Origin of the sequence: Nonomuraea sp. ZG12 (genome assembly GCF_052068115.1) — a bacterium.
GTDB lineage: Bacteria > Actinomycetota > Actinomycetes > Streptosporangiales > Streptosporangiaceae > Nonomuraea.
Map to the genome: position 1 here is coordinate 38,574 of NZ_JBQHCW010000036.1, position 26,395 is coordinate 64,968.

The 26,395-nt window shown below is 71.3% G+C and carries 25 protein-coding genes; 10 read left to right on the forward strand and 15 right to left on the reverse strand.

Annotated elements, in window-relative coordinates:
- Positions 1-72 precede the first annotated feature (72 nt).
- The 5 genes from ACTMTF_RS45540 (at position 73) to ACTMTF_RS45560 (ending at position 4,058) form a co-directional block, all read left to right on the forward strand.
- Positions 73-1,062: an alpha/beta fold hydrolase gene (locus tag ACTMTF_RS45540; protein ID WP_441116322.1), complete on the forward strand. Its 990-nt coding sequence runs from the start codon at positions 73-75 to the stop codon at positions 1,060-1,062.
- Between the two features lie 332 nt (positions 1,063-1,394).
- Positions 1,395-1,721 (forward strand): PadR family transcriptional regulator, encoded by a 327-nt coding sequence (locus ACTMTF_RS45545; protein WP_397015089.1) that lies wholly within the window; start codon positions 1,395-1,397, stop codon positions 1,719-1,721.
- On the forward strand, positions 1,718-2,074 hold the full coding sequence (locus tag ACTMTF_RS45550) for a DUF1048 domain-containing protein (RefSeq protein WP_441116323.1): 357 nt from the start codon (positions 1,718-1,720) through the stop codon (positions 2,072-2,074). The genes ACTMTF_RS45545 and ACTMTF_RS45550 overlap by 4 nt, the downstream gene beginning before the upstream one ends.
- 1 nt (position 2,075) lies before the next feature.
- The gene (locus ACTMTF_RS45555) at positions 2,076-2,402 is read left to right on the forward strand and encodes a DUF1048 domain-containing protein (protein ID WP_441116324.1); all 327 of its coding nucleotides are present in this window, start codon (positions 2,076-2,078) and stop codon (positions 2,400-2,402) included.
- Between the two features lie 66 nt (positions 2,403-2,468).
- Positions 2,469-4,058 (forward strand): FAD-dependent oxidoreductase, encoded by a 1,590-nt coding sequence (locus ACTMTF_RS45560; protein ID WP_441116325.1) that lies wholly within the window; start codon positions 2,469-2,471, stop codon positions 4,056-4,058.
- A gap of 67 nt (positions 4,059-4,125) precedes the next feature.
- Here ACTMTF_RS45560 and ACTMTF_RS45565 read toward each other — a convergent pair whose 3' ends face one another.
- The 3 genes from ACTMTF_RS45565 to ACTMTF_RS45575 are packed head-to-tail and all read right to left on the reverse strand — an operon-like array spanning position 4,126 to position 8,484.
- Positions 4,126-5,841: an ABC transporter ATP-binding protein gene (locus tag ACTMTF_RS45565; protein WP_441116326.1), complete on the reverse strand. Its 1,716-nt coding sequence runs from the start codon at positions 5,839-5,841 to the stop codon at positions 4,126-4,128.
- A complete protein-coding gene (locus ACTMTF_RS45570) occupies positions 5,838-7,586 on the reverse strand; it encodes an ABC transporter ATP-binding protein (RefSeq protein ID WP_441116327.1) in 1,749 nt (582 codons plus the stop codon). Before ACTMTF_RS45570 ends, ACTMTF_RS45565 begins: the two co-directional genes overlap by 4 nt.
- 1 nt (position 7,587) lies before the next feature.
- The gene (locus ACTMTF_RS45575; protein WP_441116328.1) at positions 7,588-8,484 is read right to left on the reverse strand and encodes an alpha/beta hydrolase; all 897 of its coding nucleotides are present in this window, start codon (positions 8,482-8,484) and stop codon (positions 7,588-7,590) included.
- A 117-nt stretch (positions 8,485-8,601) separates the two neighbouring features.
- On the opposite strand from ACTMTF_RS45575, the gene ACTMTF_RS45580 reads away from it, so the two are divergent.
- Together ACTMTF_RS45580 and ACTMTF_RS45585 are read left to right on the forward strand one after the other, a co-directional pair.
- Positions 8,602-9,636, forward strand: a complete 1,035-nt coding sequence (locus ACTMTF_RS45580) for a PucR family transcriptional regulator (RefSeq protein ID WP_441116329.1) — start codon at positions 8,602-8,604, stop codon at positions 9,634-9,636.
- A gap of 75 nt (positions 9,637-9,711) precedes the next feature.
- Entirely contained in the window at positions 9,712-10,347 is a 636-nt protein-coding gene (locus ACTMTF_RS45585) for a TetR/AcrR family transcriptional regulator (protein WP_441116330.1), read from the forward strand.
- On the opposite strand, the gene ACTMTF_RS45590 is transcribed toward ACTMTF_RS45585, so the two are convergent.
- The 7 genes from ACTMTF_RS45590 to ACTMTF_RS45620 all read right to left on the reverse strand — a co-directional run bounded on the left by ACTMTF_RS45590 (position 10,337) and on the right by ACTMTF_RS45620 (position 18,292).
- Entirely contained in the window at positions 10,337-11,158 is an 822-nt protein-coding gene (locus tag ACTMTF_RS45590; RefSeq protein WP_441116331.1) for an SAM-dependent methyltransferase, read from the reverse strand. The two genes, ACTMTF_RS45585 and ACTMTF_RS45590, sit on opposite strands and share 11 nt — an antisense overlap.
- A gap of 59 nt (positions 11,159-11,217) precedes the next feature.
- Positions 11,218-12,663, reverse strand: a complete 1,446-nt coding sequence (locus ACTMTF_RS45595) for an ABC transporter ATP-binding protein (RefSeq protein ID WP_441116332.1) — start codon at positions 12,661-12,663, stop codon at positions 11,218-11,220.
- Positions 12,660-13,364 carry an energy-coupling factor transporter transmembrane component T family protein gene (locus tag ACTMTF_RS45600; RefSeq protein ID WP_441116333.1) on the reverse strand — a complete coding sequence of 235 codons (705 nt, stop codon included), beginning with the start codon at positions 13,362-13,364 and terminating at the stop codon, positions 12,660-12,662. The genes ACTMTF_RS45595 and ACTMTF_RS45600 overlap by 4 nt, the downstream gene beginning before the upstream one ends.
- 19 nt (positions 13,365-13,383) lie before the next feature.
- Positions 13,384-13,989 carry an MptD family putative ECF transporter S component gene (locus ACTMTF_RS45605; RefSeq protein WP_441116334.1) on the reverse strand — a complete coding sequence of 202 codons (606 nt, stop codon included), beginning with the start codon at positions 13,987-13,989 and terminating at the stop codon, positions 13,384-13,386.
- Between the two features lie 26 nt (positions 13,990-14,015).
- Positions 14,016-15,758, reverse strand: coding sequence for an ABC transporter ATP-binding protein (locus ACTMTF_RS45610; protein ID WP_441116335.1), 1,743 nt, complete (start codon positions 15,756-15,758; stop codon positions 14,016-14,018).
- Positions 15,755-17,518: an ABC transporter ATP-binding protein gene (locus tag ACTMTF_RS45615; RefSeq protein ID WP_441116336.1), complete on the reverse strand. Its 1,764-nt coding sequence runs from the start codon at positions 17,516-17,518 to the stop codon at positions 15,755-15,757. The genes ACTMTF_RS45610 and ACTMTF_RS45615 overlap by 4 nt, the downstream gene beginning before the upstream one ends.
- 81 nt (positions 17,519-17,599) lie before the next feature.
- On the reverse strand, positions 17,600-18,292 hold the full coding sequence (locus tag ACTMTF_RS45620) for a winged helix-turn-helix transcriptional regulator (RefSeq protein WP_441116337.1): 693 nt from the start codon (positions 18,290-18,292) through the stop codon (positions 17,600-17,602).
- A gap of 112 nt (positions 18,293-18,404) precedes the next feature.
- Here ACTMTF_RS45620 and ACTMTF_RS45625 point away from each other — a divergent pair, with 112 nt between their 5' ends.
- Complete coding sequence (locus tag ACTMTF_RS45625; RefSeq protein ID WP_441116338.1) at positions 18,405-18,767, forward strand: DsrE family protein; 363 nt, start codon at positions 18,405-18,407, stop codon at positions 18,765-18,767.
- A gap of 1 nt (position 18,768) precedes the next feature.
- Here the strand turns inward: ACTMTF_RS45625 and ACTMTF_RS45630 are convergent, their stop codons facing one another.
- From ACTMTF_RS45630 to ACTMTF_RS45640, 3 genes are all read right to left on the reverse strand, one after another.
- Positions 18,769-19,251 carry a nitroreductase family deazaflavin-dependent oxidoreductase gene (locus tag ACTMTF_RS45630; RefSeq protein ID WP_441116339.1) on the reverse strand — a complete coding sequence of 161 codons (483 nt, stop codon included), beginning with the start codon at positions 19,249-19,251 and terminating at the stop codon, positions 18,769-18,771.
- Positions 19,252-19,254: 3 nt separating this feature from the next.
- Complete coding sequence (locus ACTMTF_RS45635; RefSeq protein ID WP_441116340.1) at positions 19,255-19,791, reverse strand: TetR/AcrR family transcriptional regulator; 537 nt, start codon at positions 19,789-19,791, stop codon at positions 19,255-19,257.
- Positions 19,792-19,941: 150 nt separating this feature from the next.
- A complete protein-coding gene (locus tag ACTMTF_RS45640; protein WP_441116341.1) occupies positions 19,942-21,150 on the reverse strand; it encodes a DUF418 domain-containing protein in 1,209 nt (402 codons plus the stop codon).
- Positions 21,151-21,277: 127 nt separating this feature from the next.
- Here ACTMTF_RS45640 and ACTMTF_RS45645 point away from each other — a divergent pair, with 127 nt between their 5' ends.
- The gene (locus tag ACTMTF_RS45645) at positions 21,278-21,934 is read left to right on the forward strand and encodes a TetR-like C-terminal domain-containing protein (protein ID WP_441116342.1); all 657 of its coding nucleotides are present in this window, start codon (positions 21,278-21,280) and stop codon (positions 21,932-21,934) included.
- On the opposite strand, the gene ACTMTF_RS45650 is transcribed toward ACTMTF_RS45645, so the two are convergent.
- Together ACTMTF_RS45650 and ACTMTF_RS45655 are read right to left on the reverse strand one after the other, a co-directional pair.
- Positions 21,931-23,157 carry a glycosyltransferase gene (locus tag ACTMTF_RS45650; RefSeq protein WP_441116343.1) on the reverse strand — a complete coding sequence of 409 codons (1,227 nt, stop codon included), beginning with the start codon at positions 23,155-23,157 and terminating at the stop codon, positions 21,931-21,933. The genes ACTMTF_RS45645 and ACTMTF_RS45650 overlap by 4 nt on opposite strands.
- Positions 23,158-23,266: 109 nt before the next feature.
- On the reverse strand, positions 23,267-25,222 hold the full coding sequence (locus tag ACTMTF_RS45655) for a glycosyltransferase family 39 protein (RefSeq protein WP_441116344.1): 1,956 nt from the start codon (positions 25,220-25,222) through the stop codon (positions 23,267-23,269).
- A gap of 295 nt (positions 25,223-25,517) precedes the next feature.
- Here ACTMTF_RS45655 and ACTMTF_RS45660 point away from each other — a divergent pair.
- On the forward strand, positions 25,518-26,395 hold an 878-nt coding region (locus ACTMTF_RS45660), incomplete at its 3' end, for a serine hydrolase domain-containing protein (RefSeq protein ID WP_441116345.1).

Below are 26,395 nucleotides of genomic sequence, written 5' to 3' on the forward strand. Positions count from 1 at the left end.
CCGCCCACATTCTTGCTCCTGGCCGGAGCAGCGCCGGCGATCACGCGAAACCCTGACTTGAGGAGAATGGGCATGGCCCTGGACAGACGCAGGTTCTTGGCCGTCGGCGGCGGGGCCGCCGCGATGGCGGCCACCGGCCTCGGCACGGCGTGGGCGGCGAGCACCACCGACCGGAAAGCGGCGCACGACGCGATTCCGCAGCCGTCCTTGCGCGGCTTCACCAGCGGCTCGGTGGTGGCCAACGGCATCCGCCAGCACTACGTCGCGGGCGGCACGGGCGAGCCGCTGGTCCTGCTGCACGGCTGGCCGCAGACCTGGTGGATGTGGCGCAAGGTCATGCCGGCCCTGGCCGAGCATTTCCGCGTGATCGCGGTCGACCTGCGCGGCATGGGCGGCACCGCCAAACCGCCCAGCGGCTACGACAAGAAGAACATGGCCAAGGACATCCACGAACTGATCCGGGCGCTCGGCTACCGCTCGGTCAACCTCGCCGGACACGACATCGGGTCGATGGTGGCCTACAGCTTCGCGGCCAACCACCCCGCCGCGGCGAGAAAGGTCGCGTTGCTCGATGTGCTGCACCCCGACGACAGCTACTACGAGTTCCGGATGCTGCCACGGCCCGGGCAGTCGGCGGCGAGCCCGTGGTGGTTCGCGTTCAACCAGGTCCGCCAGCTCCCCGAAGAGCTCATCGCCGGCCAAGGCCGGGAAGTCGTCGATTGGGTGTTCGATTATCTGCTCGTCGATCGCGGCGCGATCGACGACAGGTCACGCGCCGTCTTCGGGCGGAACTACTCCTATCCGGCCGCCATCCGCGGCGGGAACAGCTGGTACCAGGCGTTCAGCCAGGACATCGCCGACCTGAAGACCTACCGGCCCGTCGGCACCCCCCTGCTGGGCCTCGCCCACCCTGGCTACTTCCCGCTGATGCGGGCCACGCTGCCCAAGCAGGGCACCGACGTACGCGTGGCCGAGATCGCGGGCACCGGGCACTACCTGGCCGAGGAGCAGCCGTCCGAGGTGATCCGGCATTTCCTCGACTTCTTCGGCCGAAGGAGGTAGGCGTTGCCGGCCGATGCCCGGCGGGCCTACAAGGACTCCTTGCTGGACGAGTGTCGCTCCTGGCACGTCACCTATGTCGAAGACGTCTGGTTCGACGAGGCGATCACCAGCCGGTCGTCCAAAAGATCGGGATCCCCGCCACGCCCGGCCGCTCCTTCACCCTCGCGCAAGGGGACACTGCGCCTTCAGCTATTCAGTGTTGCTATATACCAGTAGTCAGTGATACTTTGTACCAGTAGTAAGCAACGCTAGGTAGCTGAAGGTCTGTGCCCGGCCCACTACTCTGTAGTACTCGGTACTACCGCATGCCACCAGATCGAAGAGGACCCACGATGGACGACCTGACGGAGATGCTGAAGGGCACGCTCGAGGGCTGCGTGCTCGAAATCATCGGCAGCGAGGAGACCTACGGGTACGCCATCACGCGTCGGCTGAACGAGCTCGGCTTCGCCGACGTCGTCGAGGGGACGGTTTACACCATCCTGCTGCGGCTGGAGAAGAACGGGCTCGTCCAGGTGACCAAACGACCGTCCGGACTGGGCCCTCCGCGCAAGTTCTACGCGCTCAACGACGCGGGGCGCGAAGAACTCGTGAAGTTCTGGGCGAAATGGGAGTACGTCACCTCACGGATCGACAAGCTCAAGGAGGGCGGGAGATGAACATCTGGGAGACCATGACGGGCAGCGATCTCACCAGGGAGTGGAAGGCGTTCGAAGTACGGGCCGAGGCCTTGCCGGCCGACTACCGGGCGGCCTGGGAACAGATCAAGTGCCATCTTTTTCCTTACGGCAACTTCACAGGTCGCAACCTGATGCCGATTCTCGACGGTGCTCTGGGGCTGCTCGAAGAGACAGCGGCCGATGGGCAGAGCGTTCACGAGGTGCTGGGTGACGACATCCAGGGTTTCTGCGCGGCGCTGGCCGGCGGAGAAGGGGCCCGGACCTATCGCGACCGGTGGCGCGAGCAGTTGAACAGGAACGTCGCAAGGAAACTGGGCCGGCTGGGAGGCTGATGTGGGCATCCACGACATCATCGAGGGCAAGAAGCAGTGGCGGGCGCACGTGGCGCGGGTCAAGGCGCTCCCGCCGGACTACCAGATCGTCTATAAGGAAATCCAGCGCTACCTTTTCAAGATCGGACCGATCGAGATGTCCGACGGGTCCCTGCTCTCCGGGATCGTCGACTTCTTCGAGGAGGGTGTCGCGGCCGGCAAGGGAGTCCTCGAACTCATCGGCACCGACGTCGCCGCCTTCTGCGACGACCTGGTCAAGGACTCGCGCACCTACGCGGACCTCTATCAGGAGTCCATCAGCGCGAACCCCGGCACGGCGGAGAAGTAACGGCCGTTTTTGCCGAACCAGCAAGAGAATTTGCCGTACGGTCGGCGTTGAGCCGACCATCTACGCATGACGACAACAGACATCCCGCGCAACGGGGACAAGCGATTCGACGTGGTGGTCGTGGGCGGCGGCGCCGCTGGGTTGAGCGGTGCGCTCGCGCTGGCCCGGGCGCGCCGGTCGGTGCTGGTGATCGACGCCGGTCAGCCGCGCAACGCCCCCGCGTCCCACGTTCACAACTACCTCGGGCGTGAGGGCACCCCTCCGTCCGAGCTGCTGGCCATCGGCCGCGAGGAGGTGACCGGGTACGGCGGCGAGATCCTGTCCGGTGCCGTGGTGGCGGCCGAGCGTCTGGAGGAGGGCGACTTCCGGGTGACGCTCGCGGACGGGTCCTCGGTCCTGGCGCGGCGGTTGCTGGTGACCACCGGGCTGGTGGACGAGCTGCCCGAGGTGCAGGGGCTCGCCGAGCGGTGGGGCCGCGAGGTGCTGCACTGCCCCTACTGCCATGGCTGGGAGGTGCGCGGCGAGCGGATCTCGATCCTGGGCACCGGCCCGATCGCGGTGCATCAGGCGCTGCTGTGGCGGCAGTGGAGCGACCGGGTGACGCTGCTCCAGCACACGGCGCCGGACCTGACCGCCGAGCAGGCGGAGCAGCTCGCCGCCCGCGACATCACCGTGGTGCGGGGCAAGGTGAGCGCCCTGGACGTGACCGACGACCGGCTCACCGGGATGGCCATGGCCGACGGCCGGGTGATCCCGTCCGACGCCGTGATCGTCGCCGCCCGCGCCACCGCCCGCGCCGGCGTGCTGGAGAGCCTGGGCCTGGAGACGGTCGAGCAGGAGATGTTCGGGCACGCGGTCGGCACCTACGTGCCCGCCGACCCGGCGGGGGCGACGGAGGTGCCGGGTGTCTGGGTCGCCGGCAACGTCGCGACCTTGACCGACGTGGTCATCACCGCCGCCGCCGCGGGCCTGCGCGCCGCGGGGGCGATCAACGGCGACCTGGTCGCCGAGGACACCCGTCTCGCCGTCGCCGCCCGGCGGGCGCAACAGGAGTTCTGGGACTCCCACTACGGTGAGCGGCCGCAGGTCTGGAGCGGGAACCCCAACGCCATCCTGGTCCGCGAGACTGCGGACCTGAAGCCGGGCACCGCCCTCGACCTGGGATGCGGCGAAGGTGCCGACGCCATCTGGCTCGCCGGCCGATCCTGGCGCGTCACCGCCGTCGACATCTCCGGGGTGGCCCTCGAACGCGCCGCCGGGCACGCGGAGCAGGCGGGCGTCGCCGACCTCATCGACTGGCAGCGCCACGACCTCGGCATGTCCTTCCCCGAAGGGGTCTTCGACCTGGTCTCCGCCAGTTTCCTGCACTCCTACGGCGACATGCCGAAGGAGCGGATCCTGCGCACCGCCGCCTCGGCCGTCGCCCCCGGCGGGGTGCTTCTGGTCACCGGGCACGCCGGCTGGCCGTCCTGGCAGCAGGATCCGCACCCGGACGTGCACTTCCACACCCCCAAGGAGGTCCTGCGGGCCATCGAGCCGGCGGACGGGGAGTGGGAGGTGCTGCTCTGCGAGGAGCACGAGCGTATCCAGAACACGCCGGACGGGACGCCGGGAACACGTACGGACAACGTCCTGAAGATCCGCCGGCTGCGCTGACCGGCACGCCGACCGAGCTGCCCGCCCTGGGGCGGGAGCTCGGGCCGGTCGAGCAGCACGAACCGGCTCATTCACCTGCGACCGGTGTCATGGACAGGTGCCAGAAGTCGGCGTAACGACCGCCTCGGCGCAGCAGCTCGTCGTGGCCGCCCTCCTCCACGATCCGGCCGCCGTCCAGGAAGACGACGCGGTCGGCGCGCTGGACGGTCCGCATCCGGTGCGCCACCATCACCACCGTCCGGCCCGCCAGCAGGCGCTCGACACCCTCGTGCACGGCGGCCTCGTTCACCGGGTCCAGGGCGGAGGTCACCTCGTCGAGCAGCACGACGGGCGCGTTCTTCAGCAGCGCTCGCGCGATCGAGACCCGCTGGCGCTCACCGCCTGACAGCAGCGCGCCACCCTCGCCGACGTTCGCCGCCCAGCCGCCGGGCAGCCGCTCGATCACCTCGTCCAGCCGCGCCGCGGTCGCCGCCGCGCGCACCTCGGCCTCACCGGCATCGGGACGGCCGAGACGGACGTTCTCCTCGATCGTGCCGTCGAAGAGATAGACGTCCTGGAAGACGATGGCGATCCGGGCCATCAGCGCCTCGGTGTCGATGGCACGTACGTCCACGCCTCCCACGCGCACCGCGCCCGCGTCCACGTCGTAGAACCGCGCGAGCAGCCGCAGCAACGTGGTCTTGCCCGCCCCCGACGGCCCGACGACGGCGAGCCGCTGTCCTTCCGGCACGGACAACGAGACGTCGTCGAACACCGTACGGTCGCCATGCCGGAAGGTGACGGACTCGAACTCCAGGTCATGGCCCGCGGGCTGGACCGGATCGGGAGCCTCCGGCAGCGGCTCGGTGCGCAACACCTTGTCGAGCCTGTCCAGCTCGGACCGCGCGCCGCGGAGCTTGCCGCCGATGTCCGACAGCGACAGCAGCGGATCGGCGCACCGGGCGGCGAGCACCAGGATCGCCAGCACCTCCGCCGCGCCGATGCTCCCGCCCAGCGCGAGGTACGCGCCCAGGGTCAGCAGCACGGTGAAGATCGTCTGCACCGCGAGCGTCAGTCCCACCGTGCCCGGCAGCGCCGCCAGCACCGTCCGGCGGGACGCGCGCTGGACCTCCCGCAGCGAGTCGTCCAGCAACGTGAAGCGTTCGGCGGTCCGGCCGCCGGCTCGCAGCACCGGCTGGGCTTGGAGATATTCGATGACCCGCCCGGTGGCCTCATGGTCGCGTTCGTGACGCTCGGAGTCGGCGGCGGACATCGAGCGCGCGGTCCAGGCCTGGATCGCCGCCACGACGGGCGCGGCGACCAACGCGGCCAGGCCCAGTTGCCAGGTGAAGGCGAGCATCACGGCGACGATCGTCAGCGGAGTCACCAGGGCGGAGATGAACGGGCCCAGCAGATGCGCCGCCACGCCCATCGCCGCCAGGAGGCCGCGGCCGGCCATGACGGACACCTCGCCGACCCGGCCGGCGGTGTACCAGCCGATGGGCAGCCGGGCCAGATGCTCGCCGAGCCGGTGATACATGCCGCGCAACATCGTGGTCCCGACTCGCATCCCGGACAGATCGCTGATGTAGCGCAGCACCGCGTAGCCCGCGACCGCGGCGCCGAACGCGATCAGCCAGGGCCGCGCATCCGCGGGCTCGCTGCCGAACAGTGCCCGCAGCACCGGAAACAGCAGCGCGTAGGACAGCCCCTCGGCTATCGCCGTCAAGGTCATCAGGGCCACGGTGCGGCGCATCGCCTGGGCGTACTCGTGTCCCAGCACGCGCAGCAGCATGCGGATCATCGGGGCTCGCCTCCTTGCGGTACGCCCTCGTAGTGGGTGATCGCCGATCGGTGGGCTCGCCGGAAAGCGGCGAACTTCCCGTCCTGTTCCAGCAGCTCGGCGGGCCTGCCGCGCTCGACGATCGACCCGTTCTCCAGCATCACGACGAGGTCGGCGTCGGCGACCGTCTCCAGGCGATGGGCGATGACCAGGATCGTCCGTTCGCCCTTCAGCGTCGCCAGGGCCCGGCGCACCGCCTGCTCGGTCTGCGGGTCGGCGAAGGACGTCGCCTCGTCGAGCACCAGCACCGGCGTGGCGGCGAGCAGCGCGCGGGCGAGCGCGATCCGCTGTGCCTCGCCGCCCGACAGCCGGGCGTCCTCACCGATCACCGACTCGTAGCCGCGCGGCAGTTCGGCGATGCGATCGTGAACGGCGGCCAGCCGGGCGGCGCGCACCACGTCGTCGCGGCCGGCATGCGGTACGGCCAGCGCGATGTTGTCCGCGACCGAGGCGCGCAGCAGGCGAACGTCCTGGAAGACGAAGGAGACCAGCCGGTAGAGCTCCCGGCTGCCGATCTCGCGCAGATCGACGCCGCCCAGGACGACCGAGCCGTGGGTCGGGTCGAAGAACCGCGGCAACAGCTGGACCAGCGTGGACTTCCCGCTTCCCGACGGCCCCACGATCGCGGTGACCGTCCCCGGTTCGAGCACCAGGTCGATCCCGCGCAGCACCTCGTGACCGGTTTCGTAGTGGAAACGAACGTCACGCAGTTCCACCCGGTGTCCCTGGGGTGTGACCGGGTGCGCGGGCTCCGGCAGCGACGGCACCTCCAGCACGTCACGGATCCGGCCGACCGCGCGGCCGGCGGCCTGCATGTCGTCGAAGCCGTGGCCGAGCGCCGCCACCGGAGCCGTCAGGCCCAGTCCCAGCAGCAGGAAGGGCAGCAGATCGGCCGGCGCCATGCCGCCGGACGTGATCAGAGCCGTACCGCCGATCAGCACGACGAGCAGCACGAACGGCGGCGACAACGCCAGCTGCATCCCCGCGGCGACCACGGACATGCCGCGCACCCACCGCAGGAAGACGCTGACGAAGTCGTCGGCGGCCGTGAGGAACCTGCGGTGGGCACGCGCGCTTCCGCCGAACGCCTTGACCACCGAGATCCCTTGCACGAACTCGACGACCGAACTCGCGATCCGCCCCATGGCCGCGTCGAACTCCTCCTGCTCGCGCAGCCGGGCGGGGAGCATCAGCAGCGGGACGAGAGCCACCGCCATCAGTACCGGGATCAGCGTGATCAGCGTGAGCCGCCAGTCGACGGCGAACAAATAGACCAGCGACACCAGCGGCACCACGAACGCGGAGACGAGCTCGCCGGGGGCGTGGGCGATGAACGGGTGCACGGCGCTCACGTCCTCCCCCACCACCCTCGTCAGCTCGCCGGTCCGGCGCCGGGAGAACCAGCCGATCGGTACGCGTCCGAGCCGCGCCGCCAACTGCCGGCGTAACGACAGCTGTACCTGGTCGTCCAGGATGTGCCCGAGCCCGGACGACGCGGCCGTGAACAGCAGCCGGACGAACAGGCCGACCGCACCCACGGTCACGGCGAGCCAGACCTGGCCATGATCGATCGGGCCGGGCGACAGCAGCGTGCGACCCAGTTCGACCACCGCCAGCAGCGGCGCCAGCCCCGCGACCGCGCCGATCACCTGCAGGATCACCACGGTGGCGAAACCCCACCCGTAGGCGCGCAGCAGCCCTGTCATCTCATGCGGCCAGGGCGCGGCGCAGGGCGGCGCCCAGCTCGGCGATCTGCCGCTGCGACACCTCGGCGGACAGGATGGCCTGCGACCCGTGGAAAGTGCCGGGCCACTGGTGCAACTCGACCGACACCCCCGCCTGCAGCATGCGCAGCGCGTAGTCGATGTCCTCGTCGCGGTTCGGGCAGAACTCCGCGGTGGCGACATAGGCGGGTGGCAGACCGGACAGATCGGTCGCCCGCGCCGGGGCGGCGTACGGTGTGGCGGGCGTGGACCCTAGATAGTGCCCCCACAGTTGGGCGGCCTTGTCGTGGTTCATCCAGGGGGTGTCGGTGAAGTTCCGCGCCGACCACGTCTGCAGCCGGTCGTCGAGACCGGGCTGGTTGAGCAGCTGGAAACAGATCGGTGGCCCCTGCTCGTCCCGCGTCCGCAGCGCCACCGCGGCCGCGAGCCCCGCGCCGGCGCTGTGACCGCCGACCGCGATCCGCGCCGGGTCGATGCCGAGCTCGGCCGCGTGCTGAGCCGTCCAGGTCAGGACGGCGTGGACGTCGTCCAGAGCGGCCGGGAACGGATTCTCGGGGGCCAGGCGGTACCCCACAGAGATCACCACCGCGCCGGAGCCGTCGGCCAGCCGGGCGGCCCACGGGTGCTCGGTGTCCAGGTTCCCCATGACGAATCCGCCGCCGTGCATCCAGATGATGGCGCCCTGCGCCAGGTGCGGCCGATAGATGCGCACCGGCACGCCCGGATCGGCGGGCACCGTGCGGTCCTCGACCTCCATGGCCGAGGTGTCCGGTGCAGGCAACGCGGTGGCCAGCTGGGCGAAGCCCGCACGCGCGGTGACAGGGTCGCCCAGGTCGGCCCGGGGGAACAGCGGGACGAATGCTTCGAGTTCGGGATCCATGCCCACCATCCTCGGGGTCGTCACCCCCGAGAGCCCGCGCCATCTGTCGGGATTCCGGCCCCGATCACGCGCCGATCGGCGCACGGCTTTCCGCCGGGCAGCCCCTATCCTCCTGTCATGGAGGCACTGGCTGTACGGCTGTCGCACCTCGATACGGAGGCCGGGGGCGCGATCCGGGTCGTCATGTTCTACGACACGCTGATGCGCCGGCGGGTGGATCTCCCTGCGCTCGCGCGGGCCTCGGCGGGCCTGGCCGAGTGCGTGGCCGGGATCCGGCTCCACGGCACGGGGCGGGCGATCCGCATGTCGCCCGACGGCAGGGAGGCGTCCGGCCCGCCGCTGCCCGCCTCCACCACGGAGCCGATCACCCTCGACGAGGAGGAGATCGGCACGGTCTGGCTCGAACGCCCCGGCCCGCCGAATCCCCTGGACGAGGTGCTGCTGGACCGGCTCGCCATCGCCGCCGCGGGCGTCGTCGAGCGGTACGGCCCGGCCCGCACCACCATGGCCGATCCCGCCCTGATCGAGCTGGTGATCAGCTCCGAGAACGACGACGCGGCCAGGGCGCGGGCGCTGCGGCTGCTCGGGTTCGCCGCCGGCATGCCGGTCCGTGTCGTCGCCGTACGGTCGCGGCTTCCCCTCGACCAGGTCAGCGGCCTGGTCTGCCCGGCTCGCCTGGTGAAGGCGGCACCGGTGGCCGACGTGGGCGTCATCCTGGCCACCACCATGGACCCGGCCCGCTTCCCGGCAGGGGTGCACGCGGGCATCGGCGCCGCCGAGAGCCCCGAGCGATCCTGGCGCGAAGCCCGTACCGCCCTCCGCTTCGCCACCCCACGCCGGCCGGTCGTCCACTACGCCGACCTGGGCGTGCTGGCACTGCTCGCGGAGGTGCCGCAGGACGCCGCGCGGGACAACGCCGACGTGATCGCCATCGCCCGGATCGCCAGCAACCCCGAAGATCTGGACACGCTGGACGTCTACTGCGCCACCGGCTCCCTGCGCCGGGCCGCCGACCTGCTCCACCTCCACCACAGCAGCGTCGCCCGCCGCCTCGAACACCTCGGCAGAACCCTGGGCATCGACCTCACCGAGCCCACCGGGCTGACCCGGGCCAGGCTCGCCCTCATCGCCTGGCGGCTCCTCGACGACTGAGCCGAAACCGGACTGATGGGTCCACTATCGGTATGCTGGTCCCGGACGATGACCGCTCCCCCCGGAAGGTCCCGCATGCGTACGCTGACGCCGAAAGGTGCTGCCACCCGGCAGCGGATCGTCCAGGGCGCGGCCTTTTTGATGCGCGAGCGCGGCCCCGCCACCGTGGGCCTGGACGACATCCGGGCGGTCACCGCGACGAGCAAGAGCCAGTTGTTCCACTACTTCCCGGCCGGCAAGGCGGACCTGCTGCTGGCGGTGGCCCGGCATGAGGCCGATCAGGTGCTGGCCGACCAGCAGCCGATGCTCGGCGACCTGACGACCTGGCCCAAATGGGAGGCCTGGCGCGAGCGCGTGATCGACAAATACGCCACCCAACGCCAGAAATGCCCCCTGTCGGCGCTCACCGGCCTGCTGGGCCTGGCCGACCCGGCCGTGCGCGAGATCATCATCGATCTGTACGACCGGTGGCAGGCCCACATAGCCGCCGGCGTGCGGGCGCTCAGGGACAGTGGCGAGATCGCCGCCGGGATCGACGTCGACCACGCCTCCACCGAGATTCTCACCGCCATCTCCGGCGGCGCCACGATGCTCATCGCGACCGACCGCATCAGCTACCTGGAGATCAGCCTCGGTGAGGCCGTCAACGGCCTGCGCCCGGCCCGCGTAGACCCGCGCGTCGGGCGAACGGATCGGGGACTCACGGCTTGACGGCGACACCGCAGTACGCGTCCACCATCTCGGGAACGCCGAACACCTCGGACTCCACCCCCCACCGGGAGACCGACACGACACCCGGATCGATGAGCCGCAGACCGTCGAAGAAGCGCGTGATCTCCTCGGGAGTGCGGAGCCGATAGTCGTAGACCTGCCCCTCCTCCACCAGGTGCGCGGCCTCCGCGGCCTCCTTCGGCTTGACGGTGTTCGTGCCGTCTTCGAGGATCAGGTAGCTGCCCGACGGCAGGGCCGCCATCAGCTGCTTCGTCAGCGCGTACGCCTGCTCGTTGTCGGTGATCGTGCCCATCACGCCGAGCAGCATGAGCGCGGTCGGCCGGCTGAGGTCCAGCGTTCTGGCCGCGTGGGTCAGGATGGCGTCCGGGTCGCGTACGTCGGCTTCGATGTAGTCGCAGGCGCCGTCGGGGTGGCTGGCGAGCAGGGCTTGGGCGTGGACCAGCACCAGCGGGTCGTTGTCGACGTAGACGATGCGGCTGGTCGGGTCCACTCGCTGGGCGACGTCGTGGGTGTTGTCCGCCGTGGGTAGCCCCGTCCCGATATCCAGATATTGTCGGATTCCTGCCTCTTCGGCCACATAACGAACGGCACGTCCTAAAAAGGCGCGGGCGTGGAGGGCGATGTCCTTGATTCCGGGATAGACGTGCTGCTCAAGATGTTCGGCGGTAGCCCTGTCGACCTGGTAATAGTCCTTTCCGCCGAGCAGGAAGTTCCAGACTCGGGCCTGATGTGGCGTGGTGGTGTCGATCTCCGCGGAAGGACGTCGGGGAGAGGCCGACTCATCGGTCACAAAGACTCCTGCGGGCGCTAGGTATGACGGCTTCTCACAGTTTGTCCGCCTTCACCCTCTCAGCGCCAGAGCGAGTCGACAGGACGCAGCTTGAGCTCCTGGTCGGTGGCCAGGGCGAGGAGTTCGTCGTCGTGGCTGACGAGGAGCACGACGGCGCCATCGGCGGCGAGGTCGCGCATGACCTGGGTGATGGAGTGCAGGTGACGACGGTCGACGCCGGAGCTCGGCTCGTCGAACACCACGATCCGGCGGGCGCTGAGCCGAGCCGCCGCGACGACGAGTCGCTGCTGCTGCCCGCCGGACAGGGAGAGCGGGTGGCGGCCGGCCAGGGAGTCGAGGCCCAGATCCCGCAGCAGCTCGCGGGAGCGGGAGCCCAGGTCCGGCCCGGCGCCCAGCCGGAGCTCGGCCTCGACGCTGTCGGTGAACAACTGCCGTTGTACGTCCTGCATGACGATCGCGCTGCACCGCTGACGTCGGGTCCGGCCGAGTCGCCGCCCGTCCAGAAGTACGTCCCCTTCGTGGCGTTGCAGGCCGGTGAGGATCCGGGCCAGGGTGCTCTTGCCTGCGCCGTTCGGCCCGGTGATCGCGATGATCGTTCCCGGAGGCAGGTGAGCCTCCTCGATGTCGAGCACCCGGCGGCCGCGGAAGGCGCAGCGGATGCCGCGCAGGGTCAGGCCGGTCGCGGCCGCCCCGGCCCTGGCAGGCGCGGCGGCACGATCGACGCTCGGCCCGCGCGCATGGGCCGATGGGGGTGTCCGGCGCGCGGGCGGAGTGTGGCCGCGGAGGCCTTCCGCGCTCAGGGCGTCGTCGTCCAGGGCGGCGAACTCCTCGCCTGACCATTCGGCGTCGACCCGGCCCTCGCGCATGGCGATGACCCGGTCGGCGAGGCCGCGCAGGAAGTGCAGCCGGTGCTCGGCGATGACGATGGTGGCCCCGTCGGCGCGCAGCCGGGCGAGCGTGGCGGTGAAGCGTCCGATCGCGGCGGCCGAGAGGTTGGAGGTGGGCTCGTCGAACAGCAGCAGAGACGGGCGGTGGGCGGACGCGGCGGCGCAGGCCACCTGTTGCTGCTGGCCGCCGGACAGGTCCTGCAGCCGGCGGCCGGTGAAGTCCCGCAGGCCGTGCTCGTCGAGCGTCGCGCTGACGCGGGCCCGGATGCTCTCCGGGGGTTCGCCGAAGTTCTCCAGCGCGAAGGCCAACTCGGTCTCGGTGCCGTCGGTGAAGAACTGGCGGCGGGGATGCTGGAGCACGGTGCCGGTGCGGCGGCCGAGCCGATCGAGCGACAGGTCGGTCACGGCCTGCCCGTCGAGGTGCACGACGCCGTCGAGCCGCCCTTCGTGGAAGTGCGGGATGAGCCCGTTCATGAGCCTGAGCGCGGTGCTCTTGCCGGATCCGCTCGGGCCGCACAGCACGACCGTCTCCCCTCGCCGTACACGCAGGGAGAGGCCGTCGAGGGTGGGCGCGTCCGCGCCGGAGTAGGTCCAGCGCACATCCTTGATGAGGATCATCGGCCGGTCACCCACAGCAGGGTGGCGGTGCTCAGCGCCGCCACGACGAGCGCGGCGGCGAGGTCGGCGGGCCCGAGGCGCGGCGGGCGCAGGGCGGTGGGCCGCGTGGCCGAGCCCAGCCCGCGCAGCAGCGCGGCGGCGGAGAGGTCCTCGGCGACGCGCAGGCTGGAGGCGATCAGCGGAACCGTGAAGAGCTCGATGCTCAGTGCCGGATGGCGCAGCATGCCGCCCCACCCGCCGATCCTCCGTAGGCGCATGGCATCGCGCACGGCACGGGCCTCGGCGACGATCGTGGGCAGGAACCGGAGCATCACGGCGGCGGGGACGGTGATGGCGCGGGGGACGCGGGCGGCGCGCAGAGCGGCGGTGAGCTCGGTGGGCGTGGTGGTGCGCATCAGGTGCAGCGCGATACCGCCGATGGCGACGAACCGGAGCAGGAACGCCGCGATGGTGGCGAGCATCGCGATGACGGGATGCGGCATCGCCGGCGGCAGGAAATAGGCGACGGCCGCGATGGCGGCGGCGACGAGCGGCAGGGCGAGCGCGCGGGCCCACGCCCTCTCACTGAGCGCGAGGAGCGTGCCCAGGACGAGAGCGGCGGGCAGCGCGGACGCGCCGCCCGGCGCCATGACGACCAGGCTCGCGCCGAGCACCAGCGCCACCTTGGTACGGGGGTCCAGCCGGAGTGCGACGCCGCTCACGCGCTTGGCCCGCCGGAGGTCACGCGAGTCCCGCCTTCTCGAAGTGCTTGCGCGTCAGCCGCAGGCCGAGCACTCCGCCGGCCAGGCCGAAGACGACCGTGGAGACGTCGAACGCGACCAGCGTCACGGGAGACAGCAACGCCTGCATCTGGCTGATGTAGTCGGCTCCCATCACCTGCATCGAAGGGCTGGAGAAGTAGTCGTCGCGGGCGTAGAACAGCGGCATCAGCGGCCCGGCGTACCAGGCGGAGTAGACGGCGTAGGCGAGCACGCTCAGCCGGCGGGAGCGGTAGCGGCCCGCCCAGATGATCGCCTCGGCGATGAGCGCGCACCCGACGGTGATCGCGAAACTGATCGGCGGATGTCCGGTGAGCAGCAGCATCCCGGCGGTGACGATCGCGAAGACCGTCACCATGCCCGCGTGGCGGACCCGGGTGAGGAACAGCGTGAACGGGATCCCGCCCGCGACGATGCTCGCGGCCAGGGCGACGAGCATGACGGCCGGGTTGATGAAGCCGAGCATGTTGATCGCGTACACGATGACGAGATAGAGGGCGCCGAACACGCCGATGTTGATGAGGTCTTTCGGGCTCATGCGCAGGTCGAGGCTGTGGGTGGCGGCCATGGGGGTTCCTTCCGTGGTGGAGGGCGTCAGCGGAGCTGCCAGCCGCGAGCGCGGACCCGCTCGTTCCAGAAGCGCGCGTAGGTGCCGCCGGCGGCGAGGAGGGTGTCGTGATCGCCCTGCTCGCTGATCCGCCCCCGCTCCAGGACGAGGATCCGGTCGGCGGCGACGACGGTCGACAGGCGGTGGGCGACGACGAGGACGGTACGGTCGCGGGCGAGCACGCCGATGGCGTCGGCGACGGCCGCCTCGTTCGCCGGGTCGAGAGCGGCGGTGGCCTCGTCCAGCAGCACGATCGGCGCGTCCTTGAGCAGTGCGCGGGCTATCGAGACCCGCTGCTTCTCCCCGCCGGACAAGGTGGACCCCGCCTCGCCGACCCGGGTCTCCCAGCCGTCGGGCAGGCGCTCGACGACCTCGTCCAGGCGGGCGACGCGCGCCACCCGCTCCAGGTCGGCGTCGGAGGCGTCCGGGGCGGCCATGCGGAGGTTGTCGGCGATCGTGCCCTCGAACAGGTAGACGTCCTGGAACACCTGCGCCGTCAGCCGGGACACCCCGGCGCTGCCGAGCTCGCGTACGTCGTGGCCGCCGATGCGGATCGAGCCTTCGCCGACGTCGTAGAAGCGGCCGATGAGCTTCAGCAGGGTGCTCTTGCCCGAGCCGGACGGGCCGACGACGGCGGTGAAGCTGCCGGCGGGGATGACCGCGTCGACCGCGTCGATGACGGTGGGGCCGTCGTCGTAGCCGAACCGTACGCCGCGCAACTCGATGTCGGAGCCGGCCGGTTCGGCGGGCCGGTCGGGCTCGGGCAGCGGCGGCACCGCGAGCAGCGCGCGCACCCGGCCGATGGCGTCGGCGTTGACCTGCACGTGACCGGCGAGTTCGCCGAGCTGGGAGATCGGGTCGAGCATGCGCAGGGTGACGATCAGCAGGCCGATCATGACCGCGACGGTCATGGTGCCCTGCAGGGTGAAGGCGACCGTGAGCGCGATGACGGCCGTAACGACCAGCTGCAGGGTGCCGAAGAAGGCGATGAGCCCCCACGCCCCGCGGATCGTCAGCCGGGACTGCGAGCCCTGCTGGCGGACGAGTGACTCCTCCAGCGTGCCGAGCTCCGGCCGGTCGAGCACGCCGTAGGCGCGCAGCGTCGGCTGCTGGCGCGCGTACTCGACGATCCGCGACGCGGTCGCGCCGATGTCACGCTCGTAGTCGTCGTCGTTGCGGCGCACGATCACCATGAGCAGCCGCAGCGCGAGCGCGCACAGCACCGCCCCGACGGCGAAGGCGACGCCGATCCGCCGATCGAGCACGAAACTGCCCGCGATCATGGTCACCGGCGCGGTCAGCCCGACGACGACGTGGCGCAGCAGGTGCGCGGGGATGTTGGCGATGTCCATGGTGCCCTTGCCGAGCATCCGCCCGATCGGCCCTGTCCGGTCGCCGCGGAACCAGCCGATCGGCAGCACCGCGAGATGGTTGCCGATCCGCTCGTGGAAGCCGGTGAGCACGTCCGTCCCGACGAGGTAGCCCAGGGAGGTGCTCCAGGCCAGGAGCGCGTGGTGAGCGGCGACCGCGGTGACGATCGCCCCCAGCCAGAACCAGAACCCGCCCCAGTCGGCGGGCGACGCCGCGAGGGTGGCGACGAGCGGGGCCACGAACAGGAACCCCAGCCCTTGCAGGACTCCCTGGCCGGCCTGGGCCGCCAGCATGACGCGCAGGTGCCGGCGGCCGCGCGGGTCGAGCAGCTCGAACAGGTAACGGATCATGGCGATCATCTCTGCGCCTCCAGCCCCTGAGCGGCGTCGGTGCGCGCCCGCTGATCGTGGTCCCACAACCGTGCGTACAGCCCGTCGCGGGCACGCAGCTCGTCGTGCCGGCCCCGCTCGACCACGCGGCCGCCGTCGAGCACGACGATCTGGTCGGCGCCTCGGATAGTGCTCAGCCGGTGTGCGATGACGAGCACGGTGCGATCCCGGGCGACCTCGCTGAGCGCGTCCTGGATGCGCGCCTCGCTGTCGGGGTCGGCGCTCGCGGTGGCCTCGTCCAGCACGAGCACCGGCCGGTCGGCGAGGATCGCCCGGGCGATGCACACCCGTTGCCGCTCGCCTCCGGACAACTCCGCGTCCTCGCCCACCAGGGAGTCCAGGCCGCGCGGCAGTTCCTCGATCCGGTCCAGGATCTGCGCCTGGCCGGCCGCGGCGCGGACGGCCGCGTCGTAGGCGTCGGGCCGTGCCAGGCGGATGTTGTCCCGGATGCTCATCCGCAGCAGGGTCGCGTCCTGGAAGACGAAGGCGACGTGCCGGTACAGCTCGGCGGGATCGATGCTCCGCAGATCGACGCCGTGCAACCGCACCGATCCCTCCTGGGGGTCGTCGAATCGGGGCAGCAGCTTGGCCAGCGTGGACTTGCCGGATCCGGAGGGGCCGACGAGCGCGGTGACCGTGCCCTGTTCGAGGTCGAGGTCGACGCCGTCGAGCGCGACCGTGTCGCCATAGGCGAACCGGACCCCGCGCATCCGCACCACCGGTCCGGAGGCGCCGGCATCGGGCACCACCGGGTCGGCCGGCACGGGCAGTTCGGGGCCGGAAAGGACCTCGCGGATGCCGCGCGCCACGCCCAGCGCGGTGACCAGGGGGTGCACGGACATCATGACGGTCATCAGCCCCGCGGTGGTGACGGTCCCGAAGACGAGGAACGCGACGAGGCTCACCAGCGGCAGCTGGCCGGCGGCGGTGAGCACGCCTCCCACGGCCGCCATGACGACGAGCACGCTCGGCGGCGAGATGAGGATCTCCGCGATGACGCTCGCGACGCTCGTCGACCTGGCCCAGTCGAGGAAGAACCGCGCGAAGCTCTGCGACACCTCCTGGAAGCGGCGACTGGCCGTGCCCGGAGTACCGAACGCCTTGACGACCCCGATGCCGTTGACGAACTCGACCGCGGCGCCGCTCAGCCGGGTCAGCCAGGCCATGAACTCCGGATACTTCGTCCCCGCCCCGGCCATCGCACGCTGGTAGGCGATCAGGCCGATCACCAGCGGGAGCAGACTGACCAGGGCCATCCGCCAGTCGACGACGAGGAGGTAGCCGATGGCCACCACGGGCGGCACCGCTGCGGCCGTGACCTCCACCACGGAGTGGGCGATGAGCTGGTGGAGGGCCGCGACGTCGTCCTCCACGATCTTCTTCACGGTGCCGGAGTTGCGGTCGGTGAACCAGCTGAGCGGCAGTCTGCGCAGCTTGGCGAGCAGGTCCCGGCGGATGCGGAACGACACCCGGATGTCGGCCAGGTGCGTCAGCACCCCCGCCCCGAAGGTGCCGAGCTGCTTGACGGCCAGGGCCACGAGCGCGACGACGATGATCGGCCACACGTCGGTGTCCCCGTGGAGCAGCCGGCGGCTGATCTCCACGACGGCGACCAGCGGCGCCATCCCGGCGAGCGCGCTGACACCGGTCAGCACGGCGCAGCCGATCAGGGTGGCACGGGCGGGAGCCAGCACCGACGGCGCCTTCCGTGCTGATAAGACGGTGGACATGGCCACCCTTTCGCGTCGAGTTAGGTGAACCTAACGCGACACACTAACGATAATCATTGTCGCCCGCTACCCTCCTCGGCATCAGCGGGTCAACGGCACCGCGGCCCGCTCGACGGCGGCGAACGGGCTGACGTCCAGCCACCGGGGCAGCGCGCGGCAGGCGGTGTGGTCGCCCGTCAGCAGCAACACCTCGTCGCGTAACGCCACCGCCCAGCTCAGGTCGCCCAGCCAGACGCGGGTGAGGGTCGGCACCTCGGTCTCCAGCCACACGCTGACCGGGAAGCCCGGGTCGGTGTCGCACACGTCGGCGCCGCCGGATCGGGACAGCACCAGCCACCAGTGCTGCTGCCCGGCCGGCGCGTCCCGGAAGTGGAGCTGCACCGTGGTCGCCCGCTCGGGCATGCGGGCCGCCTGCGACTCGCGTTGGATGTGGAGCATCAGCAGCACGGGGTCGAACTCGTCCGGGCGCAGGTCGTGCATCCAGCGCACCCCCCACGCGCCCAGCTGCTCCACCAGCGGCCGCAGCTCCTCCCCAGCCGGCGTGAGCCGGTATCGGGGCTCGCCGTCGATCATGGTGCGCACCACCAGGCCGGTCCGCTGCAGCTCGCGCAGCCGTGCCGCGAGCAGTGAGGGCGACATCCGGGGGACTCCCCGGGCGATGGCGTTGAACCGGTCCTCGCCCCAGAGCAGCTCGCGGATGACGAGCAGCGTCCATCGCTCGGCGAGGATCTCGGCGGCCCGTGCGACCGGGCAGTACTGGCCATAGCGCTTCATGGCCCCATCTTCCTCGCGGAAGGGCGGTCTTCGCCGCTACAAAATCAGTACTGGGCCGCCGGTCACGCGTCGCGCACGCTCATGGGTGAGCACATGAGCGAAGGAGAGCCACATGTCAGGAAAAGCAGTCATAAGTCTGACGACCGGCCTGGAGGACGCCGAGCGGGTCACCGTGGCGTTCCTGGTCGCGGTCGGCGCGGCCGAAGAGGGCCGGCCGACCTTGATGTTCCTCACCAAGGAGGCCGTGCGGCTGGCGCTGAGCGGCGTCGCCACCGGCGTGGCCTGCGCCGGCTGCCCGCCGCTGCCCGACCTGGTCGAGCGGTACGTGAACGCGGGCGGCACCTTCCTGGTCTGCCCGATCTGCTTCAACGCCAAGGGCCTCGACGAAGGGCAGCTGATCAAGCCGGCCGAGATCGGCGGCACCGTGGTCATGTGGCGCTGGATCGGCGACGGGGCGACGACGTTCAGCTACTGAGTCAGGTCCCGGTCGACCTGGGGATGAACCGTACGAACGGAACAAGCCGGCCGACCTCCCGGTAATCCCCCACGCTGCCGTCCACCTCGAACCCCATGATCTTGGAAAGCCGGCGGGCGGCGGCCGGGTGGCGCGGCGCGTACCGTGCCATGAGCTCCGCGCCTTCGCCGGCGGGCAGCGGGGTGGCCGTCACCGGCAGGGTGCGACCGCCGACCTGGATGGTGACGTCGGGGGTCTTCATGACGTTCTGGTACCAGTCGGCGCGCGGCCCGAACCCGGAGGCCGCCACCCAGCCGCGCTCATCGTGCTCGACGACCTCGATGACCGCCTGGCGCGGCCGGCCGGAGACGCGGCCGAGGTGGGTGAGCAGCATGATCCGCTGCCCCAGCAGCGGGCCCAGCCCCAGCCGGTACAGCTGGATGGGCAGGCGCCACAGCCTGCGGCGCAGCCCCGTCGGCGGGGCGGGCTTCTGGATGATCCGCATGGTTCAGTCCTTTCCGTTCCTGAGCAGGTCAGCCACCCCGGTGAGCGCCTCACCGACCGGCAGCTCGTGGTCGATCATGTAGTGCAGCATCAGCCCGTCGATCAGCGCGGCGACCAGCGTGGCCACCCCTGTCGCCCGTTCGGGCGACCATGCGGGGCGCAGCTGCCGGATCCGCCCGGCGAGTTGGGTCCGGGCCTCGCGCAGCTGGTCGCGCAGCACCTCGCCCAGGGCCGGGTCGCGGGTGGCTCCCGCCAGCAGCTCCGCGGCCAGCCGCGCCGTCCGCTCGTCACCGGTGGTCTCCGGCAGCAGCCGGTGCACGGCGGCCAGCGCCGCCCATTCGTCCGCCGCGTCGAGGAGCTCGGCGACCAGGGGGTTGATGACCAGCTCCCCCGCTCGCCGGATGATCGCCGCATGCAGGCCCGGCAGCCCGCCGAAGTGGTAGTGGATCAGGCCGGCGTTGGTGTCGGCGCGCTCGGCCACCCCACGCGTGGTGACGGCCTGCCAGCCCCCCTCGCACAGCAGCGCGATGGCGGCGTCCACCAGTTGCTCCCGACGCCGACTCCCCCGGGCCGAACTTGGCCGATCGCCTAACTTAGCCATACGGCCAAGTTAACACATCACCGCCTCTTCACGGCTTGCCCTCGACGTCAGGGGGTGGATGCGTGCTGCGCGCAGAAGGCGACTCGGCGCCTACGCCACGCGGTGTGCTTCTGGCGTACTCCGGCCGAACCCGTACGTCAGCCGCCGCAGCGCGGTCTCCGCCGGGCCACGCCGACCCGTACGGGACAGCGCCGCCGCCAGCACCACGGTCCCCAGCCAGGTGAGCACGGCGACGCCGGTCGCGGCGGCGTCGCCGACGCTGGTGCCGAGCCCGCCGAGGTACGGCGTGAACAGCAGGACGAAGACCACCGACTGCAGCAGGTAGCAGGTGAGCGACCACTGGCCGCACGCGACCAGCGCGCGGGTCACCGCGCCGCGCCGCCGCCTGTCGCGCTCCATCCCGGCCGCGACGAGTCCCACCAGCGCGGCGTACGCGAGCCCGCCGGCGATTCCGGTGACGCTGTGCAGCGCGTACGCCGAGACGCCGATCGCGTCCGAGGGGATCCAGAGCCGCGTGTCGATCAGCGTCAGCGGCAGCCCGCCGGCGACCGCGATCAGCGTGCCCGCGATGACGGTCCGCGACAACAGCCCTCGATGCGCCGCCGGCTCCTCCAGCAACCGGCGGCGAGCCGCCCAGATCCCGAGCAGGAAGGCGGGCACGACGCTCATGGCGAAGTAGGTGGGAGTCATCGCGGTCCAGCCGATCATCCGCGTCACGGCGGCCCCTAGCGGATCGGCCATGGCGGCGGGCGTGTCGCCCTTCTCAGCGGTCACGGTGAGCAGCCCGAACAGGGCCATCACCGCGACGTGCAGGACGGCCCCCACGCCGGCGGCCCAGAGCAGGGCCCGGTCGCTGCGCCGGATGAACCCGATGAGCACCAGCCCGATCAGGCCGTACGCGCCCAGAATGTCGCCGAAGAACAGCAGAAGCGCGTGGCAGAACCCGAACGCCAGCAGCCACAGGCTCCGGCGCCGCAGGACGCGCCGGACTTCCGGCCAGCCGCTTCCCGCGGCCAGCCGCCGGTCGGCCAGTTGGACCAAGCCGTAGCCGAACAGGCCGGCGAACATCGGCAGCGCGCGTCCGTCCACCAGGAGGATCTGGATCCCGGCCACCACCCGGTCGAGGGTGCCGCCGTCCAGGGTGTAGCCGCGGAAGCCCGCCGGGTGCCCGGACAGGTACATGTGCGCGTGGGCCACCGCGATGAGCAGCAGCATGAGCCCTCGGGCGAGGTCGGGAGCCGGAGACCGCTCGGCGAGCGGCACGGCCCCCTGAACAGGGGCCGGGGTGATGGTGGACATGGGTCTCCCCAGGAAGTGGCAGGTGATTGGATACACCAATGTAGCTTATTTTCGGCATTAAGATACAGATCTGTAGCTAAATCTCTCGCCGATAAGATGCAGCTCTGTAGCCGGACAGGGGGCGACGATGGGCGAGCACGGCGGCCGGACCCGGCGGCGCGGCGAAGAGCTGATCAATGCCATCCACGCGGCGGTGCTGGAAGAAGTGGTGGAGGTCGGCGTCGGGCGACTGACCATGGAGGGCATCGGCAGGCGCGCGGCCACCCCCCGCACCACGCTGTACCGCCGCTGGTCGGACCCGATCGAGGTGCTCCTGGACGCCCTCTACCACTCGCATCCGATCGAGGAGCCGGCCCCCGGAGCCGACGACCTGCGCGGCGACCTCATCAGAGCGCTCCAGCTCATGGTCACGTGGACGCTCAGCCCGGCAGGCCGCGCGGTCGCGGCCATCCTCACCGACCCCATGGGCGCGCCGAAGGTCTCCGAGGCGCTGTTCGAGCGGGTCTTCGCCACCAAGGGCGGCACCTTCACCAGCACCGTGCTACGTCACTATGCCGAACGAGGCCACTTCCCCGCGGACCTGCTCACCCCTGTGGTGGCCGACATCGGCGAAGCGCTCGTCACCAAACGGCTGATCGACGGCGCCCCACCCACCGAAGCCGACCTGGCCGACATCGTGGACCAAGCCATCCTGCCGGCGATCGGACTCGGCGCTCCCTTCGCGAGACACCCCACGCGACCGGGGCCGCCGGCGTGGAACACCGGCGGCCCGGATCCTGCCTAGAGGCTCCTGCCGAAGACCCACGTACGCAGAAGCAGGAATCGCACGCAGGTGGCGGCCAGGTTCGCCGTCACCAGCACCCCGAACTCCAGCGGCCGGGGCGGCGCGCTGTCGGCGGCGTGCAGCAGGGCGAGGGCGCCGCCCGTCAGGGCGAGGCTCGCGGTGAAGGCGATGAGCCCCTGCGCCTGCTGCCGCCACCACCGGCCCGGCCCACGGACGCCGAAGGTGAGCCGGCGGTTGAGCGCCGTGTTCGCCACGGCGGTGACGAGGAGGGCGACGAGGTTCGCCGCCTGGGCGCCGGTCGTCCCACGCAGCAGGGCGTACAGCAGCAGGTAGGCGAGCGTGCTGGCGGTGCCGACGGCGGCGAAGCGCAGCAGTTGACCCGGCAGGCCGGCGGGCACGCCCGCCACGGGCAGCGGGGAGCGCCCGAGCTGCTCGCGCAGGCCCGCCAGAGGCAGGCGGCCGGTCGCCAGCGCCCTGGCCAGCCGGGCGATGCCCCTGACGTCGGCCATGATCGTGGGCAGGAGGTCGACGCGGCTGTCCGGGTCGTCGATCCAGTCGACGGGCACCTCGTGGATGCGCAGTCCGGCGCGTTCGGCGAGAACGAGAAGCTCGGTGTCGAAGAACCAGCCGGTGTCCTCCACCAGGGGCAGCAGCCGGGCCGCGACATCGGCGCGCACCGCCTTGAAGCCGCACTGCGCGTCCGAGAAGCGAGCGGCGAGCGTGCCCCGCAGCAGCAGGTTGTAGCAGCGCGAGATGATCTCCCGCTTGGGGCCGCGCGTCACCCGGGATCCGCGCGACAGGCGGGAGCCGATCGCCAGGTCGGAGTGGCCGGTGATGAGCGGGGCCACCAGGGGCAGCAGGGCGGCCAGATCGGTGGACAGGTCGACGTCCATGTACGCCAGGACCTGCGCGTCGGAGGCCGACCAGGTGTGCTTGAGCGCCCGGCCGCGTCCCTTGGCCGACAGTCGTACGAAGGCCACCTCCGGCAGCTCGGCGGCGAGCGCTGCGGCGATCCGCGAGGTCCTGTCGGTGCTGGCGTTGTCGGCGACCGTGATGCGAAAGGGGTAGGGGAAGCCGTCCGACAGGTGGGCGTGCAGACGGCGTACGGACGGTTCGAGGTCGTGCTCCTCGTTGTGGACGGGGACCACGACATCGAGCACCGGGGCGTGGTGACCTGCGGAAGCCGTGGCCGCGACGTGCGCGGGAAGCGTCGAAGGGCTCATGGCCTCACCTTCGGTCCGGCGGCTTTCCCGCAGTTGTGGCATTGCTGTGGCCGCCCTGTGAACGGGGCGCGACCTGCGGAAATCCGCCTGGCGGCGCTCCGCAGGCCGGTCAGGGGGATGTCAGGTCGTAGACGGTGACGTCGCCGACCGTGGTGGCGGTGAAGGTGGCCTCGACCCAGGCGGAGATCTCCGCGCCGGCATTGCTGCCACCGCGAGCTCCACGGCCTGGTCCCCCGCCAGGTCCGGCGCCTGGGCCGCCGCCGATGAAGTAGTGGATCTTCCGCTCGGCCACGTACTTCTGGAACCGCGCCAGGGTGGGCGAGGGGTCGCTGCCGTTGAAGCCGCCGACGGCCATGACCGGCGCGCCGGTGGCCAGCTGGTAGCCCGAGGCGTTCTGGGAGCCGATCGCGGCGGCCACCCACGTGTACGCGGCGGCGTCGCGCTTGAGCAGCGCGACCATGTCCGCGCTCGCCGTGGAGCCGTTGATCAGCCCGCTCATGCCGCCGCCGCGCGGCCCGCGCGCCGTCGCACCCCGCCACTCTCCCGGTTGCGGCATGCCGCGCAGCGCGCCGGTCCCGTACGGCCCGAAGCCGCGGCCGGGCCCGCCGCGCCCGCCGAAGCCGCCCGCCACGGCGGGTCCGGCCGACGGGATGGAGCCGCCGTGCGGGGTCGCCGCCGTGTCGATCGCGTACGCCGCGGGCCCGGCCAGGACGACCACGAGCGCCGCCGCCGCGATCGGCCCGGCCACCCGCGCGGGCAGTCGTACGGTCACGAGCAGCCCCGCGGCGGTGAGCAGCCCGATGACCAGCACCGGCCAGCGCAGCCACGGCACGAAGGTGTCGCTGCGGCCGAGCAGCTCGAATGACCACCAGCCCGTCACCGCCACCGCCGTGGCGCCGACCAGGGCCGCCCGCGGGTCGGTCCGCCGCCGCCACAGCATCGCCGCGCCCATACCGGTCACCGCGCCGACGGCGGGGGCGAGCGCGACGGTGTAATAGGCGTGGAAGATTCCCGCCATGAAACTGAACACCCCGGCGGTGACCAGCAGCCAGCCGCCCCACAGGACGAACCCGGCCCGAGTGCGGTCCGTACGCGCCGTCCGTGCGGTCACGACCAGGCCCGCCACCAGCAGAATGAGCGCGGCGGGCAGCAACCAGGCGATCTGACCGCCCTGCCCGGCGTCGAACATCCGCGTCCAGCCGGTCTCGCCCCAGCCGCCGCCCTGCCCGCCGCCGACGCTGCCGACCTCGTTGCCGTTCAGCCTGCCCAGGCCGTTGTAGCCGAGGGTCAGCTCCAGCAGGCTGTTGTTCTGCGAGCCGCCGATGTAGGGGCGCATCGAGGCGGGGACGAGCTCGACGACGGCGACGTACCAACCGGCGGACGCGACCAGCGCGACCGCCGCCAGGAGCAGCTGCCAGACGCGCCGGCCCAGCTTGGGCGGTCCCGCGACGAGGTACACCAGCGCGAACACCGGGACCACCAGCAGCGCCTGGAGCATCTTGGCGAGGAAACCGAACCCGACGAAGACGCCGGCCCAGACCAGCCACTTCGTCGCACCGCTCTCCACGGCCCGGACGATCGCGTACGCGCCGGCGACCATGAGCAGCACCAGCAGCGCGTCAGGGTTGTTGAAACGGAACATCAGCACGGCCACCGGCGTCAACGCGGTCGCCGCCCCGGCGATCAGCCCCGCCGCAGGGCCGTACCAGCGGCGGACGGTCGCGTACAGCAACCCGACGGTGGCCACGCCCATCAACGCCTGCGGCGCCAGCAGACTCCACGCGTTGACGCCGAACAGTCGCGCCGACAGCGCCATCGCCCACAGGGAGGCGGGGGTCTTGTCGACGGTGATCGAGTTGGCGGCGTCGGACGAGCCGAAGAAGAAGGCCGTCCAGCTCTGCGATCCGGCCTGCGCCGCCGCCGCGTAGAACGAGTTCGCCCAGCCGGAGGCGCCCAACCCCCACAGATAGAGCACCGCCGTGGCCAGCAGCAGCGCCAGCAGGACCGGGCGGACCCAGGCGGCGTCGTCCGCCCGCCCGCGCAGCCACCCCCTGACGCGCGTCACGCCCCGCGGTCCTGCGGGCGTCGGGGGCGTCGTGGGGAAGGTCATCGGTCGCGTTCTCTTCATCCGGTTCACCCGCCAACTGTCGGCCGCCGGCCTGTACGGGACGTGTGCCGTCGCTGTGCGGCGCCTGTGAACCCCTGACCAGGGGCCGGTGGGCTTCGCGCAGCGCTGTCAGCGGCCGCGTCAGGACGGCGACAGCCCGGTATCAGAGCGGTTGGCGATCGTGGACGCCATGAACGGTTCAGCGATCGCGGCTCCGTTCACTTGGTCTTCAGATCCGAAGGAGCGCATCACCATGTCCCTCACCCTTACCGACCAGGACAAGCTCACTCTGCGTACGGCCGCGTGGGGTGCCGTCTCGTTGATGTCGGCCGCTGGTGCCGCCGGCTCGGCGCACAAGGTCGCCACCGAAGGTTCCGTCGCCCTGACGTCGGCGACCGGTGTGGTCGGGCACGTGCTCGCCAAGGCGCCCAAGGGCGTGCAGTACGGCAAGTCCGTGGCCGAGCTGGCCGACGTGGTGCTGCCGGCCCTGACGGCGGCCATGAGCCTGTTGCGGCAGCGGGACCCGGCCGAGGCCGACAACTTCCGCAGGACCGTCATCGTCGCCATCGAAGCCGCCGCCCGGCCGCAGAAGGGCGGGCCCAGCCCTGTCGTGGCGGAGATGGCCCGCAAGATCACCGCAGCCCTTGGTGTGGCCGCTGCGGGGCAGGAACGTGCGGAGTTGCAGAAGGTGATCGAGGAGGTCGTCGACGCTGGTTTCGTGGGGGTGTCGTTGCGGGTGCGTGATGAGCGGGGTGAGTGGGCCGGCAGCGCGGGTGTGGCCGAGCTGGGTGGTTCTGTGAAGCCGTCGACGGACGGGCATGTCCGGATCGGTAGTAACACCAAGACCTTCACCGCGACCGTGGTGCTGCAGTTGGTGGCGGAGGGCAGGATCGGGCTGGATGACCCGGCGGCGGGCTATCTGCCCGAGCTCGGGCTGGACGAGCGGATCACGGTGCGGATGTTGTTGCAGCACACCAGCGGGGTGTTCAACTTCACCGGCGACTACTACCCCGAGTTCGTGCCGGGGATCGTCTGGTCGGGCCGGGAGTGGGTGGACGACCGGTTCAGGACCTACCGGCCGCAGGAGCTGGTGGAGCTGGCGTTGTCGAAGCCGGCGCGGTTCGAGCCTGG

Coding starts and splice junctions, on each gene's coding strand:
- ACTMTF_RS45565 (WP_441116326.1), bottom strand. CDS start 5,841: ATGATCCGCATGCTGCTGCGCGTGCTGGGACACGAGTACGCCCAGGCG.
- ACTMTF_RS45540 (WP_441116322.1), top strand. CDS start 73: ATGGCCCTGGACAGACGCAGGTTCTTGGCCGTCGGCGGCGGGGCCGCC.
- ACTMTF_RS45595 (WP_441116332.1), bottom strand. CDS start 12,663: ATGATCCTCATCAAGGATGTGCGCTGGACCTACTCCGGCGCGGACGCG.
- ACTMTF_RS45575 (WP_441116328.1), bottom strand. CDS start 8,484: ATGGATCCCGAACTCGAAGCATTCGTCCCGCTGTTCCCCCGGGCCGAC.
- ACTMTF_RS45640 (WP_441116341.1), bottom strand. CDS start 21,150: ATGTCCACCATCACCCCGGCCCCTGTTCAGGGGGCCGTGCCGCTCGCC.
- ACTMTF_RS45570 (WP_441116327.1), bottom strand. CDS start 7,586: ATGACAGGGCTGCTGCGCGCCTACGGGTGGGGTTTCGCCACCGTGGTG.
- ACTMTF_RS45550 (WP_441116323.1), top strand. CDS start 1,718: ATGAACATCTGGGAGACCATGACGGGCAGCGATCTCACCAGGGAGTGG.
- ACTMTF_RS45650 (WP_441116343.1), bottom strand. CDS start 23,157: ATGAGCCCTTCGACGCTTCCCGCGCACGTCGCGGCCACGGCTTCCGCA.
- ACTMTF_RS45585 (WP_441116330.1), top strand. CDS start 9,712: ATGCGTACGCTGACGCCGAAAGGTGCTGCCACCCGGCAGCGGATCGTC.
- ACTMTF_RS45620 (WP_441116337.1), bottom strand. CDS start 18,292: ATGAAGCGCTATGGCCAGTACTGCCCGGTCGCACGGGCCGCCGAGATC.
- ACTMTF_RS45580 (WP_441116329.1), top strand. CDS start 8,602: ATGGAGGCACTGGCTGTACGGCTGTCGCACCTCGATACGGAGGCCGGG.
- ACTMTF_RS45605 (WP_441116334.1), bottom strand. CDS start 13,989: ATGGCCGCCACCCACAGCCTCGACCTGCGCATGAGCCCGAAAGACCTC.
- ACTMTF_RS45560 (WP_441116325.1), top strand. CDS start 2,469: ATGACGACAACAGACATCCCGCGCAACGGGGACAAGCGATTCGACGTG.
- ACTMTF_RS45630 (WP_441116339.1), bottom strand. CDS start 19,251: ATGCGGATCATCCAGAAGCCCGCCCCGCCGACGGGGCTGCGCCGCAGG.
- ACTMTF_RS45545 (WP_397015089.1), top strand. CDS start 1,395: ATGGACGACCTGACGGAGATGCTGAAGGGCACGCTCGAGGGCTGCGTG.
- ACTMTF_RS45645 (WP_441116342.1), top strand. CDS start 21,278: ATGGGCGAGCACGGCGGCCGGACCCGGCGGCGCGGCGAAGAGCTGATC.
- ACTMTF_RS45615 (WP_441116336.1), bottom strand. CDS start 17,518: ATGTCCACCGTCTTATCAGCACGGAAGGCGCCGTCGGTGCTGGCTCCC.
- ACTMTF_RS45625 (WP_441116338.1), top strand. CDS start 18,405: ATGTCAGGAAAAGCAGTCATAAGTCTGACGACCGGCCTGGAGGACGCC.
- ACTMTF_RS45610 (WP_441116335.1), bottom strand. CDS start 15,758: ATGATCGCCATGATCCGTTACCTGTTCGAGCTGCTCGACCCGCGCGGC.